Annotated in this window: 14 protein-coding genes and 2 tRNA genes; 15 read left to right on the top strand and 1 reads right to left on the bottom strand. The window is 55.2% G+C overall.

The window, feature by feature from the left end:
• Positions 1-3 precede the first annotated feature (3 nt).
• The 11 genes from BM205_RS18565 to BM205_RS18615 all read left to right on the top strand — a co-directional run bounded on the left by BM205_RS18565 (position 4) and on the right by BM205_RS18615 (position 8,694).
• Positions 4-372: a DUF4845 domain-containing protein gene (locus BM205_RS18565; RefSeq protein WP_092416333.1), complete on the top strand. Its 369-nt coding sequence runs from the start codon at positions 4-6 to the stop codon at positions 370-372.
• Positions 373-455: 83 nt separating this feature from the next.
• The gene (rnc, locus tag BM205_RS18570) at positions 456-1,511 is read left to right on the top strand and encodes a ribonuclease III (protein ID WP_092416334.1); all 1,056 of its coding nucleotides are present in this window, start codon (positions 456-458) and stop codon (positions 1,509-1,511) included.
• Complete coding sequence (gene era, locus BM205_RS18575; protein WP_092416335.1) at positions 1,508-2,428, top strand: GTPase Era; 921 nt, start codon at positions 1,508-1,510, stop codon at positions 2,426-2,428. The genes rnc and era overlap by 4 nt, the downstream gene beginning before the upstream one ends.
• Positions 2,429-2,438: 10 nt before the next feature.
• Positions 2,439-3,329, top strand: coding sequence for a DNA repair protein RecO (recO, locus tag BM205_RS18580; RefSeq protein ID WP_092416336.1), 891 nt, complete (start codon positions 2,439-2,441; stop codon positions 3,327-3,329).
• 117 nt (positions 3,330-3,446) lie between these two features.
• Positions 3,447-4,205, top strand: coding sequence for a pyridoxine 5'-phosphate synthase (gene pdxJ / locus BM205_RS18585; protein ID WP_092416337.1), 759 nt, complete (start codon positions 3,447-3,449; stop codon positions 4,203-4,205).
• Between the two features lie 10 nt (positions 4,206-4,215).
• Positions 4,216-4,608 carry a holo-ACP synthase gene (acpS, locus tag BM205_RS18590; protein ID WP_092416338.1) on the top strand — a complete coding sequence of 131 codons (393 nt, stop codon included), beginning with the start codon at positions 4,216-4,218 and terminating at the stop codon, positions 4,606-4,608.
• The gene (gene nagZ, locus BM205_RS18595) at positions 4,605-5,675 is read left to right on the top strand and encodes a beta-N-acetylhexosaminidase (protein ID WP_092416339.1); all 1,071 of its coding nucleotides are present in this window, start codon (positions 4,605-4,607) and stop codon (positions 5,673-5,675) included. The genes acpS and nagZ overlap by 4 nt, the downstream gene beginning before the upstream one ends.
• Positions 5,676-5,703: 28 nt before the next feature.
• Positions 5,704-7,590, top strand: a complete 1,887-nt coding sequence (gene uvrC / locus BM205_RS18600) for an excinuclease ABC subunit UvrC (protein ID WP_092416340.1) — start codon at positions 5,704-5,706, stop codon at positions 7,588-7,590.
• Positions 7,591-7,708: 118 nt separating this feature from the next.
• Complete coding sequence (gene pgsA / locus BM205_RS18605) at positions 7,709-8,311, top strand: CDP-diacylglycerol--glycerol-3-phosphate 3-phosphatidyltransferase (RefSeq protein WP_092416341.1); 603 nt, start codon at positions 7,709-7,711, stop codon at positions 8,309-8,311.
• Between the two features lie 113 nt (positions 8,312-8,424).
• Positions 8,425-8,500 (top strand) — tRNA-Gly (locus BM205_RS18610).
• 120 nt (positions 8,501-8,620) lie between these two features.
• Positions 8,621-8,694: transfer RNA gene (locus tag BM205_RS18615), tRNA-Cys, on the top strand.
• 225 nt (positions 8,695-8,919) lie between these two features.
• Here BM205_RS18615 and BM205_RS18620 read toward each other — a convergent pair.
• Positions 8,920-9,534, bottom strand: coding sequence for a DUF2214 family protein (locus BM205_RS18620; protein ID WP_092416342.1), 615 nt, complete (start codon positions 9,532-9,534; stop codon positions 8,920-8,922).
• Positions 9,535-10,250: 716 nt separating this feature from the next.
• Here BM205_RS18620 and BM205_RS18625 point away from each other — a divergent pair.
• From BM205_RS18625 to BM205_RS18640, 4 genes are all read left to right on the top strand, one after another.
• Positions 10,251-10,853 carry a lytic transglycosylase domain-containing protein gene (locus tag BM205_RS18625; protein WP_092416343.1) on the top strand — a complete coding sequence of 201 codons (603 nt, stop codon included), beginning with the start codon at positions 10,251-10,253 and terminating at the stop codon, positions 10,851-10,853.
• Between the two features lie 602 nt (positions 10,854-11,455).
• Positions 11,456-12,586, top strand: coding sequence for a sensor histidine kinase (locus BM205_RS18630; protein WP_254783957.1), 1,131 nt, complete (start codon positions 11,456-11,458; stop codon positions 12,584-12,586).
• A gap of 174 nt (positions 12,587-12,760) precedes the next feature.
• Positions 12,761-14,287 carry a multicopper oxidase domain-containing protein gene (locus tag BM205_RS18635; protein ID WP_092416345.1) on the top strand — a complete coding sequence of 509 codons (1,527 nt, stop codon included), beginning with the start codon at positions 12,761-12,763 and terminating at the stop codon, positions 14,285-14,287.
• Positions 14,288-14,297: 10 nt separating this feature from the next.
• Complete coding sequence (locus BM205_RS18640; protein ID WP_371326510.1) at positions 14,298-15,920, top strand: multicopper oxidase family protein; 1,623 nt, start codon at positions 14,298-14,300, stop codon at positions 15,918-15,920.
• Positions 15,921-15,922 lie beyond the last annotated feature (2 nt).

Consider the following 15,922-nt stretch of genomic DNA (forward strand, 5'->3'; position numbering starts at 1 on the left):
GGGATGACAAGAATTTCCGGATCTACACGGAAGCAGCAAGGCATTACTTTGTTCGGCTTGATCGTTGTTTTGGCGGTTCTCGGCTGTATCGGGGTGCTGGTGGCCAAGGTGACGCCGACTACGATCGAATATTTTTCCATCAAAAAAGCGATAGCCAGCGCCAGAACGGCCGGCACCACGGTACAGGAAATCCAGAACGCGTTTAACAAGCAAGCCGAGGTTGGTTATATCGACACGATTTCAGGCAAAGACCTGGAGATCACGAAGGATGGCGACAATGTCCAGATCAGTTTTTCGTATCAGAAAAAAATCCCGCTGGTCGGCCCTGTCAGCTTGTTGATCGATTATGCGGGCAGCACTGCAAAGTCTTGATCAGTATTGAATCATGCGTTGAAGCATGTGTTGAAAAATCAAAGCGGACGACAACCGTAAACGTCGAAGAGTCGAAGAAGAAAATGGACCTCATGTTATTGCAGAATCGGCTAGGCCACACTTTTAAGGATGCTACGTTATTGCAGCAGGCCTTGACGCATCGCAGCCATAGCACCTTGCATAACGAGCGGTTGGAGTTCCTTGGCGATTCTATTCTGAATTGCGTTGTCGCCTCATTGTTGTTCGACCGTTATACCAAGATAGACGAAGGCGATTTGTCGCGGGTGCGCGCCAATCTGGTCAAGCAGCAATCGCTGTATGAAATCGCCCAACGGCTGGAGCTGTCGCAATTTTTGCGGCTGGGTGAGGGCGAGTTGAAATCCGGTGGTTTCCGCCGGCCTTCAATTTTGGCCGATACGCTGGAAGCGTTGTTCGGCGCGATTTTCCTGGATGCCGGTTTCGATGCGGCGCGCGATGTGATCCGCGCTTTGTATATCCCGATCCTGGATACCGTCGATCCCAAGACCTTGGGCAAAGATGCAAAAACCCTGCTGCAGGAATACCTGCAAGGGAAGAAAATCGCGTTGCCACAATACAATGTTGTGGCTACTCACGGCGCCGCGCACAATCAGGAATTTGAAATTGAATGCCTGGTGCCTAAACTGGATATACAAGTATTCGGCAATGGCGGCAGCCGTCGCGCCGGCGAACAGGCAGCCGCCAAGCTGGCGCTGGAAGCGGTGCAAAAAGCATTTGTGAAAGCACCAGCGGCGCCGCGTAAAGCCAAGCCGCGTACAGCGCAATTGAAACTGAGCGGTATTGCGACGATTCAGCCGGATGCGCCGGAAGCGCCACAGGATGTCGTAGGCAAACCTGCTGCGCCGGTCAAGGACAAAGGTCCGGCGGAAGTAACCACGGCCGTAACTGCGGCGAAGGCGCCCGCCAAGGCACAGGCGCCAGCCGTTAACGGTAGTGTCGGTAATGTGGGTAGCCTAGGCAGTGCCGAAGCAGCCGCGCCATCCAAAACAAGCAATGCGGCCAATGCCGTTACAGAAACCGTCGCCGCAGGTAGCGTGGCCACGGTAGCAACTCCTTCTAATGCAACACTCCATACTACGAGTAAATCGAAAACCGCATGACAGACTCTACACCCCAGGCATCGACTAATGCCGCAACTGATTTCCGTTGTGGCTACATAGCTATTGTCGGTCGCCCTAACGTAGGCAAGTCGACCCTGATGAACGAGCTGATCGGGGCCAAGGTCAGCATTACTTCGCGCAAGGCGCAGACCACCCGTCATCGGATTACCGGGATTCAAACCGTGGCCGACACGCAGTTTGTATATGTCGATACGCCTGGCTTCCAGACGCGCCACTCGAATGCGCTGAATAAAACACTGAATCGCACCGTCACTACGACGTTGACCGCGGCCGACGTTATTTTGTACATCATCGAAGCCGGTACTTTTGGTCCGGCCGACCAGCAAGTGATGGCTTTGCTGCCAGCTAACGTGCCTTGCATCCTGGTCATCAACAAGTCGGACCGCGTCAAGGACAAGGCCGTGCTGCTGCCGTTTGCGCAAAAAATCGCCGCCATGCGCGATTTCGCCGCTGTGGTGCCGGTGTCGGCCAAGTTGCGCTTCCAGCTGGATAATCTGCAGGGTGAAATCCGCAAGTATCTGCCGGCAAATCCGCCGATGTTCGGTGAAGACGATATTACCGATCGCAGCGAAAAATTTCTCGCAGCCGAGATAGTGCGCGAGAAAGTTTTCCGTTTTGTCGGCGATGAATTGCCTTATACCAGCACCGTCCTGATCGAAAAATTCGAACTCGAAGGTAACCTGCGCCGTGTGTTCGCAGCGATCCTGGTTGAGCGCGACACCCACAAATCGATGGTGATCGGGCAAAAGGGCGCCCGCCTCAAGGATATTTCAACCCAGGCACGGCTAGATATGGAGCGCCTGTTCGGCGGCCCGGTATATCTGGAAATCTGGGTCAAGGTTAAATCCGGCTGGGCCGATAACGAAGCCGGATTGCGCGCCTACGGCTACGAATAAGCCAGAGAGCATGAACGCGATCATCGCTGACGATAGCACCGGAGAAGCAGCCCTGCCGCCGACCGTGGCTGAAGAGCAGTCGATCGCGATCATCAGCGATGCTGCTCCTGTTTTTACTCCTGCTCCTGCTTCAACCTCTACCGCCGCATCCACATCAGCCAGCCCGCCGAAACGTCGGGCCAAACCGCCCGATACCCGCGTCACTGGCCAACCCGGCTTCGTACTGCACAGCTACCCGCACCGCGAAACCAGCCTGATCATCGATGTCTTCAGCCGCGATTACGGCCGCATTGCACTGGTTGCCAAGGGCGCCAAACGTCCTTTGTCAAAATTGCGCGGCGTGTTGCAAACCTTCCAGCCCTTGTCGCTGAGCTGGAGTGGCAAATCCGAAGTTCGCACCTTGATCGCCGCCGAATGGGTAGGCGGCATGCTGCCGCTGGAAAAATCGGCATTGCTATGCGGTTTCTACCTGAATGAACTGCTGGTCAAACTGGTAGCGCGCGACGATCCACATGCGATATTGTTCGACCACTACGTCACCACCCTGAACCAGCTGGCACATCAGGAACCTGCGCCGATCGTCCTGCGCCAATTCGAAAGAGCATTGCTTAAGCAGACCGGAGTGGCCGGCGATTTCACCCGTTGCACCAGCAGCCGCCAGCCGGTCGATCCCGCAGAAAGCTATGTAGTCGATCCCGAACGCGGTCCGCGCCTTGCGCGGGCGGCCGATTCCTGGCCGCGCGTCAGCGGCAAGACCTTGCTGGATATGGAGCGGGAAGATTACAGCGACGTCGTCACCCAGGCCCAGAGCAAGGTACTGATGCGCTTTTTGCTGGCCCATCATCTGGGTGGTGCGCCCTTGAACACGCGGCAGATTCTGATTGACCTGATGCAACTGTGAGGGTGTCGATTATTGATGAAAATTTCCACCTGGCCCAACCATATCTGCGTTGCCGTCGCGGCAGATTTAGTGCAATCTTGATATCCGACAAAACCAATTCCATTACCTGAGCATACGATGAGCTATCTCAACCCTACATCCCCGATCATCGACCTTGGCATCAATATCGATCACGTCGCCACCTTGCGCAATGCGCGCGGCACTACTTACCCTGATCCGCTGCAAGCGGCATTGCAGGCGGAAGAAGCGGGCGCCGACGTCATTACGCTGCACTTGCGCGAAGACCGGCGCCACATCAAGGATGCCGATGTTGAAATCATCCGGCCGCAATTGCGTACCCGGATGAACCTGGAAGCGGCGGTGACTCAGGAAATGATCGATTTTTCCTGCAAGATCAAGCCGCAGGATTCTTGCCTGGTGCCGGAGCGCCGGCACGAGCTGACCACTGAAGGCGGCCTGGATGTCGTCAAGTATTTCACCCAGGTGCAGGCGGCAGTGCGTCAATTGCAGGCGGAAGGTATACGCGTCAGCTTGTTCATCGATCCCGAAGCCGATCAGATTCAAGCCGCTGCCGAAGTTGGCGCACCTGTAATCGAACTGCACACCGGGCGTTATGCCGAAGCGCATGACGAAGCCGGGCAACGCAGCGAGCTGGAGCGCGTGCAAATAGCGGTGCAGGAAGGCGTCAAGCGCGGCCTCAAGGTCAACGCCGGACATGGCCTGCATTACACCAATACCCAGGCAATTGCCGCGATTCCCGACATCGCCGAGCTGAATATCGGCCACGCCATCGTGGCGCATGCGGTGTTCGTCGGCTGGAAAGCCGCCGTCAGCGAAATGAAAGCCTTGATGGTGAAAGCGCGTCTGGGCACATAGAGAGGCTTGCATGATTTATGGCATCGGCACCGATATCATCCGGATTCCGCGGATAGCGGCCGCCTTGCAGCGGAACGGCGACCGCTTTGCGGGAAAAATCCTTGGTCCGCAAGAAATGGAAAAGTACCTGTCCCGCAAAGCCAAGGTAGAGGCGCGCGGCATCCGTTTCCTGGCCACGCGTTTTGCTGCCAAAGAAGCTTTTTCCAAAGCCCTCGGACTAGGGATGAGGATGCCGATGACCTGGCGCGCCATGCAAACCTTGAACGCGCCCAGTGGCAAGCCGATCGTCGTCGTCAACCCGGCGCTGGAAGAATACATGCAAAAGAATGGCTTGACCGCTCAGGTATCGATTACCGATGAAGTGGAATACGCGGTCGCCTTCGTTATCGTGGAGAAGAAATGAGTAGTGGTTCAGGTAGTGTAGTGAATGATCACGCAGTAAACCAAGCGGTACTCGGTCCGGTCATGCTGGACGTGGTTGGCACCAGCCTGAGCGCCGACGATATCCGTCGCATCCAGCATCCGCTCACCGGCGGCGTAATCCTGTTCACGCGTAACTATCAGGACCGCGCCCAGCTTACTGCCCTGACTGCAGCGATTCATGCGGCGCGCCCCGGCATATTGATTGCGGTCGACCACGAAGGCGGCCGGGTGCAACGTTTCAGGACTGATGGTTTTACCCGTTTGCCGGCAATGCGCCTGCTCGGGGAGCAATGGGATCACGATGTACTGGGCGCGACCAAAACGGCGACCGCGGTAGGTTTTGTGCTGGCCAGCGAGTTGCGCGCCTGTGGCGTCGACCTGTCGTTTACTCCGGTGCTCGATCTTGATTTCGGCGAGTCCAGCGTGATCGGTGAACGCGCTTTCCATCGCGATCCGCGCGTGGTCACCTTATTGGCAAAGAGTTTGAATCATGGCCTGGCGCTGGCCGGCATGGCTAACTGCGGCAAGCATTTCCCCGGCCATGGCTACGTGCAGGGCGACTCGCACTTGTCGCTGCCGGTCGACGACCGCAGCCTGGCGCAGATCATGGAAGAAGACGTCAAGCCCTACGACTGGCTCGGCATGAGCCTGGCGGCCGTGATGCCGGCGCATGTGATTTATTCGAAGGTAGATAAGCACTCGGCCGGCTTCTCCAAGAAGTGGTTGACCATCCTGCGCAAGGATATCGGTTTCAACGGCGTGATCTTCAGCGACGATCTGAGCATGGAAGCAGCCGGTTCTGCCGGCGGCGTGCTGGATGGCGCCAAGGCGGCTTTGGCGGCCGGTTGCGATGTAGTCCTGATCTGCAATTCACCGGACAAGGCTGACCAGTTGCTGGCCGGGCTAAGCGTGACTGGCGACGAGTCGGCCGCATCCCGTGCGCGCCTGATAGCCCTGTTACCGCAAACTGCTGCCCTGGATTGGGATACGCTGCAAACCGATGCGGATTACCTGGCTGCGAGGTCGCTGGTGCAATCATTGTTATGATGGATGGGATGATTGAGAGCCTTGCATCATGACTGAAGCTGAAAAGCCGGAAACTCCCGACGCCCCAGATCCACGCTCGGTGGTGCTGGAAACCGTCGCCAAATTGCCGAATCTGCCCGGTGTGTATCGTTATTTCGATGCGGCCGATAACATCCTCTATGTCGGCAAGGCGCGCGATCTGAAGAAGCGGGTATCGAGCTACTTTCAAAAAAATCTTGCCAGTCCGCGCACCGCCATGATGGTCGAGCGCATCGCCCGGCTAGAGACGACGGTAACGCGCAGCGAAGCCGAAGCCTTGATCCTGGAAAGTAATCTGATCAAGTCCTTGCAGCCGCGTTACAACATTCTTTTCCGTGACGATAAATCCTATCCTTACCTGAAGATCAGCGGCCAGGAAACCCCGCGCATGGCTTACTATCGCGGCGCCGTCGATAAAAAAAATCAGTATTTCGGACCGTTTCCGAGTGCCTGGGCAGTCAAGGAGTCGATGCAGATCTTGCAGAAGGTGTTCTTGCTGCGTACTTGTGAAGACAGTGTCTTTGCGAATCGCACCAGGCCTTGCCTGCTGCACCAGATCCAGCGCTGCAGTGCGCCTTGCGTGAACCTGATCAGCCATGAGGATTACCTGACCGACGTCGATAACGCCGCAAAATTTTTGCGCGGACGGCAAACCGAAGTGTTGACGACGCTGGAGCAAAAGATGCACGCTTACGCTGCCGAATTGAAATTCGAACAGGCAGCGACGGTGCGTAACCAAATCACGGCGCTGTCGCGCGTGCTGCATCAGCAAAGCATGGAAACCGTTGGCGACAGCGATATCGATATCGTTGCCGTCATCGTCCAGGGTGGACGCGCCTGCGTCAATCTGGCGATGGTGCGCGGCGGCCGCCATCTGGGCGATCGCGCGTATTTCCCTAGCCATGTCGATGGCGCGTTGTCGAACCCGGAAGAAGCACAGGGAGAAACCATAGAGCTTGCCGTGCTCAAGGCTTTCCTTGCGCAGCACTATATCGATACTTTCATTCCAGGCACCTTGATACTGAATATCGAGTTCGACGAACCGGCGCTGATGGTGGCGCTCATGGAGCAATGCGGCCATCGCATCAACCTGTTGTTCCAGCCGCAAGGGCAACGCCGCCAATGGCTGGAGATGGCGCAAAAGGGTGCTGAAATTTCTCTCGCCAGATTGTTGTCGGAGCAGGGCTCGCAACAGTCCCGGACGCGGGCGCTGGTCGACGTGCTCGGTCTTGAAGTCGAGGATATCGACAGCTTGCGCGCCGAGTGTTTCGACATCAGCCATACCTCAGGCGAGGCGACCCAGGCATCTTGCGTGGTGTTCCATCATCACACCATGCAAAACGGTGAATACCGGCGCTATAACATCAAGGACATCACGCCTGGCGATGACTATGCCGCGATGCGCCAGGTGCTGATGCGGCGTTACGAAAAAGTGGCTAACGGCGACGGCGTCATGCCCGATATCGTGCTGGTCGACGGCGGCAAGGGGCAGGTTGAAATGGCGCGCCAGGTGCTGGCCGAACTGGGGCTGGATATCAGCCTGATTGTCGGTGTCGCCAAAGGCGAAGGGCGCAAGGTCGGACTGGAAACCCTGATCTTCGCCGATGGCCGCGCCGCCCGCGAACTGGGCAAGGAGTCCGCGGCGTTGATGCTGATTGCACAGATTCGCGACGAGGCACATCGTTTCGCCATCACCGGCATGCGCGCCAAGCGCGCCAAGGCGCGCCAGAGTTCGCGGCTGGAAGAAATCGAAGGGATCGGCGCCAAACGCCGCCAGAAACTGCTGGCGCGCTTTGGCGGCTTGCGCGGCGTGGCGGACGCCAGCATTGAAGACATTGCCTCGGTTGAGGGTATTTCGCGCGTGCTGGCCGAAGAAATCTACAAGCAGCTCCATTGACATGAATGTTGCATGTTGGGTCATCGCTTGTTGCTTTTGCAGGTTTTATTTCCCAACTGCTGCATACTCCTAGATAATTAGAACATGAACAGTTGGCTCCTTAACTATAAAACTATTTATGCCATTTAATTTTCCGATTTTACTGACTTGGCTGCGGGTTGCCTTGATCCCGCTGGTGGTCGGTGTTTTCTACCTTCCCGATCTTGGTTTTCATGGTTTTTCAATATTCCAGTTGGGCCTGGCTTCGACCATCATTTTTATCGTCGCTGCAGTGACCGACTGGTTCGACGGTTTCCTGGCGCGGCGCTGGAACCAGACTTCGGCCTTCGGCGCTTTCCTGGATCCGGTCGCAGACAAGCTGATGGTCGCCGGCGCCTTGCTGGTGCTGGTGCATCTGCAGCGGGTCGATCCTATCATCGCGTTTGTGATCATCGGCCGCGAGATCGCTATCAGCGCCTTGCGCGAATGGATGGCGCAAATCGGCGCATCGAAATCGGTAGCGGTGAGTTCGATCGGTAAAATAAAAACCACCGCACAGATGGTCGCGATCCCGATGTTGTTGTATTATGGCGACCTGCTTGGCATTGATACCCGTTTCTGGGGGCAAGTGTTATTGTTGATAGCAGCGGTGTTGACGGTGTGGTCCATGTTTTACTATTTGCGTAAGGCCTGGCCGCTGATCAAAGAAAGTACCGCTGCAAAAGAAAACAACAAGCAGTGAAATGAACGTCGGTGTTTTGAAAATACGTGATGAAAATTTTTCAAAATCATTGACAAACTCTGTAGATCAACTATAATGTCGTCTCTGTAGTTGATGCGGAAAAAGAAACAAATGCGGGAGTAGCTCAGTTGGTAGAGCGCAACCTTGCCAAGGTTGAGGTCGAGAGTTCGAGACTCTTCTCCCGCTCCAGATTCAAAAAAGGAAGCTGGAAAAAGCTTCCTTTTTTTATGCGAAATCAATAGCTGAACGTGTTGGTTAATTCAAATAAATTCGGCTAATATTATTTGATTTTGCAGTCGGTACACCCCTGGCGGGGTAGCAAAGTGGTTATGCAGCGGCCTGCAAAGCCGTTTACGCCGGTTCGATCCCGACCCCCGCCTCCAAAACACAGTATTTAGCCCGCCTTCTGGTGGGCTTTTTGCTTTTGTGCTTGAGAATCAGTTCACCATTCCAAAACCGTCGTTGCCTCCGGCAGTAAATCCGTCACATGAAACCGCCCGAGCGGTATCGCCAGCACATCCAATCAACATGGTTAGTCATGGCAGGCCTTGAGAGAGGGTACGTGCAGGGCGCAGACTTCTTTTGCGGCCTGCACGCACATCAATCAATTACTTCATTTCTCGCGGGTGCGCTTCGACAAACCGGGTGAAATCCAGGTTGCTGCGGTATTTAGACCAGACAGTGAGCGACACCATCGCCACAAAGCCACTCGCTATCAGAGCTGGATAGGCAGCCAGCAATTGCACTAGCGAGTATTTCCAGGCCAGCGGGCGACCAACACCCAGCATGGCCGCATAAAACCAGGATACCGCCGACACAGCTCCCGCGAAAATTGCCAGCATGCGCTGATTGAAGGGCATCTGCAGCAGCGAACCGGCTTTTTCCATGGCTGGCATCACCGCGCTGTGGAGAACGAAGCCGTTAAGCGTCAGCAGCGCCACGATGGTTAATTTGGCCTGCAATTTCGGGTTGGAAAAATAATAGGCAAATCCTTTGACCGAGACATCAAGCCAAATCACTGCAATGCCGGTTACCCATAACGCAGCTAGTGCCAGTGAAACCGTCGTTTTAAGAGAATTCAAATGAGCAGCATCCTGTTTCTTCTCGGCATCGCCCTTGAATAATTGTGTGACCATGGCAATGTCACTGGTGAGAACCAGGCCGATAGCTACACAGCAAGCGATAAGATGGAGATATACGATACTCAGGCGGAATAATTCCATTGGTAATCCTTATTAAATCATGAAAACAATAAATTGAGATTTGCCTCTTTATTTTACGAATTTTTACAAACTATAAAGTGGCACTCTTCTAACTTCTCGGGAAAAGGTAATAATTAACATTACAAAATTAAAACTATTACGAATAGTTGTTAATTCCATCAAATAAAAATTGATGCATTCGGTCTCCTTTAAAAAATAGTGAAATACCCCGCTCACCCGCATATTTATTAGGGGATTCGTTAAAAATATGAGTGTAGAAATATATAAACTCAAGAGCGGAATTGCCGACACGGAATGAAGGAAAGCACGTATCGAGTTTTTTCGAAAAACAAATGGGAAATTAGTTCAAATTAATTTTGATGAATAACGTGATGATTTTATTTGTGAAGGAAGTTATTCCATAATTACGATCAAATGTTTGAATATTTTCAATTTCACGCGAGTAATTAATTACTGATTATTATTAATTTTGAATTATAAAATTTCAATTTCTGCATATTGACGATTGATTTTTATATTCCTGATTTATTTGCCAAGTATTAAGAATATTGAATCACGGGCAGTATTTTGAATGAGTGCAATATTCTGTAATTTATCGAAATGATTCTCATCAATTATTTCTATAAAAGTGGTAATAGTACCCATGCTGAATGAGGGGATTGCATCAAGTTCTTTGCGCTGAGCTTTGACCTATACCTGTGCTATGGGGAGCAAAGATGAAAAATAAAATACCACCATCTGTTTTTCTGTTGTGCCTGACGGCGTTAATCGTGCCGGATATCGCGCGCGCCCAGGTGTACACCGGCATGACTGCCGGGGGCACCATTGTTCTATCAAATTTCAGCAGCCCCGAAGCAACGATGCTGCTGATAGCGCCTTCAAGCGCAGACAAAGCGGGATTCGATCCTGTCGTCGCGCCGCCTGGGAAAATTTCCGCAATTCCCAAGGCTTTCAAAGATATGGTGGATGAGGCTGCTCGTCTGCATGACCTTGATCCTAATCTGCTGCATGCAATAATCCGGGTCGAATCAGGCTATAACCCGCGGGCTCTGTCTGCAAAGGGCGCGCGCGGATTAATGCAGCTGACGCCAGATACCGCCCGCCGATTTGGCGTCTCCGACGCATACAATCCACGAGAAAACGTTCGCGCCGGCGCCGAGTACGTCCAGTGGCTGCTTAAATTATTTCAAGGCGATGTAGAGCTCGCGCTGGCCGGGTACAACGCCGGTGAGCAAGCCGTGATTCGAGCCGGCTATCGCATTCCCAATTACAGCGAAACGCAGAAATATGTTCCAAAAGTACTGGCGCATTACAAATAGGTGCGAAACAGGCGTGGCGCTGCGTGCCGGTGACAGGGGGGCATTTGCTTTGATTTTTATCGGCGGTTGTAAATACGGAGCGCCACAGCGCCGGATATATTTTTAATAAGTTCATATCGAGGTAACGATTGTTCGACTACACTAAATTTTAGTCGGGCAAACCCTACCGGATTCTGCGGGTGTTCATCCACTGACGGATGGCGCCAAATGGATCAAAGTAATAAATAAGAGCGAATGCCATAAAAAGTCCGAACGGGAAGGCATTCCACAGGGAGAGGTAGCATGCTGGCCTATCGTCACATAAATGCGTCTTGGTTATCTGTGGTTGCATTGTGTCGCGCCCCTTTCTTTGGGCGGCCTGACACGCTGACCGGCATGGCTGCACTGGAATGCTGTGGCAACCGCGAGGGTGCAGCAGTTCCAGGCGATGCTCCACCGCTTGTCCATGTCCGCACCGACCTTCCCCATTACAGTCACCAGTCGCCACTCTATCCTCGATTCCTTGCACCGCGGCTTCGATGGTAGTCCCGCAGTCATCAACAGGCAGGACGACAGTATAAAAAGAGCCTAGAAGGGGAACGGCTATGTTGAAATTGCAGCAGGTGCTTGGAGTGATGCGAAAAATGCGCACCGAGATTGAATTGTCTGAGCCGCAATTTGGCGAGCTTACGGACCTGTTCGGGATATCGTCCATCGTTATTGATAACGAAGGCGCCATTTCCAGCATCAACGATACCGCCGCAGATATGCTCGGCTTCAAGGTGCAGGAGCTGATGGGCACCTTGCTGATGCGTCTGGTGGTAGAGGGAGACAGCGCTTTTAGCCAATTGCTCCTGCATGGTCCCAAGACGAATAATTTTGAGCCGTTCGATCTGGTTTTGCATGGCCGCAGCGGCCGCAAGAGTGCTGTGCTGGTGGTGCCGGTACCCATCGATCATGTCGATGGCGTGGCGAGTTCGATGATGTTGATGCTGACAGAAAAAGCCAAGCGCCAGGTTTCGTCGCACACGCTGCAGCACTCCGAACTGGAACTTCAACAATTTGCCAATCGCTTGATTGTTGCGCATGAGGTCGAGCTAAAACGCGTTTCGTCGGAACTGCACGACGGCATCGGGCAGGTATTGGCGATGATCAAATTCATGGTCGAGGACGCATCGCGAAGGCTAAAGCAAGGCAAGCTGCAAGAGGGAGTGCACATTCTCGACGAGACCGTGCTGCGCCTGCGCGACGCGATGAATGACGTAAGACGTCTTTCCAGCGAGTTGCGGCCTAGCACACTTGACGATTTGGGCCTGATCCCGACAGTAGAAGGGCACTGCCGCAAATACGAGGATGCGTACGACGACATAAAGTTGGAACGCAATCTTAACGTTGCGGAGACGGAAATCCCTATGCACCTTAAGTCGGAAATATTCCGCATCATCCAGGAGGCTATGAACAATGCCGCCAAGCACGCGCGCGCCTCGACGGTCGCGGTGTCGATGCAGAACGAACACGGCAACCTGATCCTGGGCATTCGCGACAACGGTGTCGGCTTCGACGCCAAGCAATTTGCGGGCGGCCACGTCAGTCAGCAAGGTATCGGCTTGCGCAGCATGCGGGAGCGGGCGGAGTCCACTGGCGGTTTTTTTTCGATCAAATCCTCGCCCGGCAGCGGTACGACGGTAGAAGCTCGTTGGAAACTGCAATCGGTGGTGATGCGTGGGACGAGTAACGGTATGCAGTCGAATTGATGGAGTCATGGCGCGGTCTGGCGACGAGCACGGGTGGCGCCGGATCGCAGGGCGTAATGATTTTGGGATGGCGCTGAGACGGGTAAGCAAATGGCAATCGGCGACCACGGTTGTAGATGAAGTAAATGACGACGCTCCGGGCGCATAGCGTAGACGGAGCATGATGGAGGTCATATGTTCAGCACGAAATTATTTAGCCGCGGCTTATACGCGCTGCTATTGGTTTTTTTTGCATCGCCTGTGTTCGCCCAATCGTTCCGGGTTCAATGCCCGCCGGTTACCGCGTTGCACCCAACGCCGCCATCTACCAACCCTAATCCGGCCGGCGGTTCGATCAAATGCCAGCAAATCGGCGGCGGCGATGGTTATGCGACGATGGCCGACGGTACCCAGACTTACCTGTTCGCCTTCGGCCCGTTGTCAGGGCTGGTCGACATAATTCATGGCCTGCCGGGCACGGAGCCGGCGTCGGTGTTCAACCAGGTTTCTACCGGTGTCGGCATCGGCGATCCATCTCCGAGTACGACCTTCAACGGTGCAGTCGGTCTCACCCCGGACCCGGATTCCGTACCGCCTAACCAGTTGACAGGCCACGTCGATCCACGGCCGATCATGGATGTCGGCGTCATGAACGGTAACATTCCGGCGCCAACCATGGCGATTGACGAGGATGATGAATTCTTCCTCACCTTGACCAATGTCGGCATGATCATGCGTCCCGACCTGTTCGAGCAGCACACGGTGCACTTCCATGGCTACCCCAACGCCTCCGCGTTCTATGACGGCGTGCCGGATGCCTCGGTCGCGATCAATATTGGCGGCAGCTTCACTTATTACTATCTGGCGCCGGATGCAGGAACCTATTTCTGGCATTGCCACATCACGCCGCCGGAACATCTGCAGATGGGCATGGTCGGCCAGATCTACGTGCGGCCGCGCCAGAACCGGGTCGCCAGCGGCACGCTGTATGCGGGCCTGGTGGCGCAACAAAGCGATTTGCGGACCAAGTGCGGCACCGACATCCTGTGTTCTTCGCCGCTGCCGCCGTCCAATGCAATCACGCACGTCAACAACAAGGCTGGCACGCCAACGCTGTACGCCTACAACGACGGCGATGGTTCGACCGCTTATGACGTCGAGTATCCGGTGCAGATCCACGGCTTCGATCCCAACTTCCATTTCGTCGGCATGACCTTCAATCCGGAGCCGTTTACCGATATGAAGGACAAGCACTTCCTGCTGAATGGCCGCAGCTATCCGGATACTGTCAATCCGAACGCCATGCACACGCAGTCGGCGGATGGCACCGAACATTTCTCGCAGCCGCTGCCAACCATCATCAACATTCCTGTCGGCGGCAAGGCGTTGCTCAGGATCTCAGATCTCGACGTCTCCGAGTTCCAGACATTGGCTTCGCTCGGTATCCCGATGCACGTGATCGGTGTGAACGCCAGGTTGCTGCGCGACTTGTCCGGTAACGACCTGACCTACAAAACCAACTCGATCACGCTTGGCGGCGGCGAGTCCATCGACGTGATTCTGGATGCCAGCGACACTACCAGGTACCCGGCGGGGCAAGTGTATTACCTGTACACGCCGAACCTCGACCACCTGTCGAATGATGCCGAGAATTTTGGCGGCTTGATGACCGAGGTTCACATTTGCAATAGCGTGAACCCGAACACCAAGTCTTGCGCCTAGGAGAAGAGCCGTGAGCCACACTATCAATAATAACTGGAGCGGGAAGGCTGCATGGCTCGCCACGGCTGCACTTGCCGCATGGCTCGCCATGTTTTACGTAGCGCCGGTGAGGGCTGCGGCCCCCGGCATTACCGGGACTAGTTTCAACTTCAGTGCGGAAGCCAATCGCATCAGCCAGCCTGACGGATCGAGCGTTTATTCATGGGGCTACGGCTGCCGCACTGCGCCGTCCGGTTTTGCCCCTGCTACGATCACCGGTGCGACCTGTCCGAGCATGCAAATTCCGGGGCCGACGCTGATCGTCCGCCAGGGAGACAAGGTGACGGTGACGCTGACCAATAACCTGCCGGCGGCGGCAGGCAACACCTCGATCCTGTTCCCCGGATTCCAGGTGTGCACAGCCGTGTTGAACCCGGATGGAAGTTGCCCTGCGGTACCAACCGGCGTGCCAGGCCTCCTGACGCGGGAAGCCGCTCACGGTGGCTCGGTCACCTATAGTTTCATCGCCAGTACTACGGGCACCCACAACTACTACAGCGGTACGCAGGGCGATCTGCAGATCGAGATGGGACTGTACGGCGCGATCATCGTGTTGCCGACTGCGGTGCCGGCCGGCTGTCGCGCGCTGGCCTCGACGCTGCCCGACGGCCAGACCGACTATCGCAACGCCGCGGCGGCATACAACCACGCCGCCAGCTGTTATGACCGCGAGTACTTGTTCCAGTTCTCCGAAATGGATCCACGCATCCATTCGCAGGCGGAAGACCAGGCTGGCGCGCCATGCACCCAGCCTAACGGTTGCATGGCCGTCGAGACTGAACCCTACCATCCGGCCTATTTCATGATCAACGGCCGTTCAATGCCCGACGACATGGATCCGAACTACGCGGTGCAGTACCCGCACCAGCCATACAACGGCAATCCGCACATGCATCCCGGCGAGCTGGTGCTGTTGCGGATCATCGGCGCCGGCCGCTGGCAGCATCCGTTCCATGAGCACGGCAATCACGTCCGCATCCTCGGCCGCGACGGCAACCTGATCTTGAGTCAGACTGATTCGACCAAGCTGGCCGGACCGCTTCTGTTCACCACGACCACCACACCCGGCGTGGCGATGGATGGCATCTTCTACTGGACCGGGAAGGGTTTGAACTGGGACGTCTATGGCCACAGCGCCGGAGGTGTTTACACAGATGCGGCTTTCCCCGCTTACCTCGGAAAGCCGGTTGTCTGTATCCCGGATGCCAATGGCTATTACACGGCAGATCCGCTTGCGCCCAACTATTACGAGTGGTGCCAGGATCACAACAAGCCGCTGGAAGCCCATGCGTTCGGCGCTGTAGGCAGCGGCGGCCCTGTGACGCTGCCCGATGCGAACATTCTGACCAACGGTTCCTGGTATGGCGGCAGCCCTTATCTCGGGCCGGATGCGACCACTCGCGCTGTCGGCCCCACCGGTTCTACGCCACCGTCCGGCACGATCGCGAACTCGCCAACAGGCGAAGCGGGTTTCGCCTTCATGTGGCACTCGCACAATGAGCGAGAGATCACTACTAACAATATCTTCCCGGGCGGAATGATGATGATGATGCTCGTTGATCCACAGGCGTACCTGATTAACGAAGCCAACTAAAT

The sequence above is a fragment of the Collimonas sp. OK307 genome, assembly GCF_900113705.1.
In the GTDB taxonomy this organism is placed as follows: Bacteria; Pseudomonadota; Gammaproteobacteria; order Burkholderiales; family Burkholderiaceae_D; genus Collimonas.

What these genes read in the sequence shown, in the direction of transcription:
- BM205_RS18565 (WP_092416333.1), top strand. Translation starts at nt 4, where the DNA reads ATGACAAGAATTTCCGGATCTACACGGAAGCAGCAAGGCATTACTTTG.
- rnc (WP_092416334.1), top strand. Translation starts at nt 456, where the DNA reads ATGGACCTCATGTTATTGCAGAATCGGCTAGGCCACACTTTTAAGGAT.
- era (WP_092416335.1), top strand. Translation starts at nt 1,508, where the DNA reads ATGACAGACTCTACACCCCAGGCATCGACTAATGCCGCAACTGATTTC.
- recO (WP_092416336.1), top strand. Translation starts at nt 2,439, where the DNA reads ATGAACGCGATCATCGCTGACGATAGCACCGGAGAAGCAGCCCTGCCG.
- pdxJ (WP_092416337.1), top strand. Translation starts at nt 3,447, where the DNA reads ATGAGCTATCTCAACCCTACATCCCCGATCATCGACCTTGGCATCAAT.
- acpS (WP_092416338.1), top strand. Translation starts at nt 4,216, where the DNA reads ATGATTTATGGCATCGGCACCGATATCATCCGGATTCCGCGGATAGCG.
- nagZ (WP_092416339.1), top strand. Translation starts at nt 4,605, where the DNA reads ATGAGTAGTGGTTCAGGTAGTGTAGTGAATGATCACGCAGTAAACCAA.
- uvrC (WP_092416340.1), top strand. Translation starts at nt 5,704, where the DNA reads ATGACTGAAGCTGAAAAGCCGGAAACTCCCGACGCCCCAGATCCACGC.
- pgsA (WP_092416341.1), top strand. Translation starts at nt 7,709, where the DNA reads ATGCCATTTAATTTTCCGATTTTACTGACTTGGCTGCGGGTTGCCTTG.
- BM205_RS18620 (WP_092416342.1), bottom strand. Translation starts at nt 9,534, where the DNA reads ATGGAATTATTCCGCCTGAGTATCGTATATCTCCATCTTATCGCTTGC.
- BM205_RS18625 (WP_092416343.1), top strand. Translation starts at nt 10,251, where the DNA reads ATGAAAAATAAAATACCACCATCTGTTTTTCTGTTGTGCCTGACGGCG.
- BM205_RS18635 (WP_092416345.1), top strand. Translation starts at nt 12,761, where the DNA reads ATGTTCAGCACGAAATTATTTAGCCGCGGCTTATACGCGCTGCTATTG.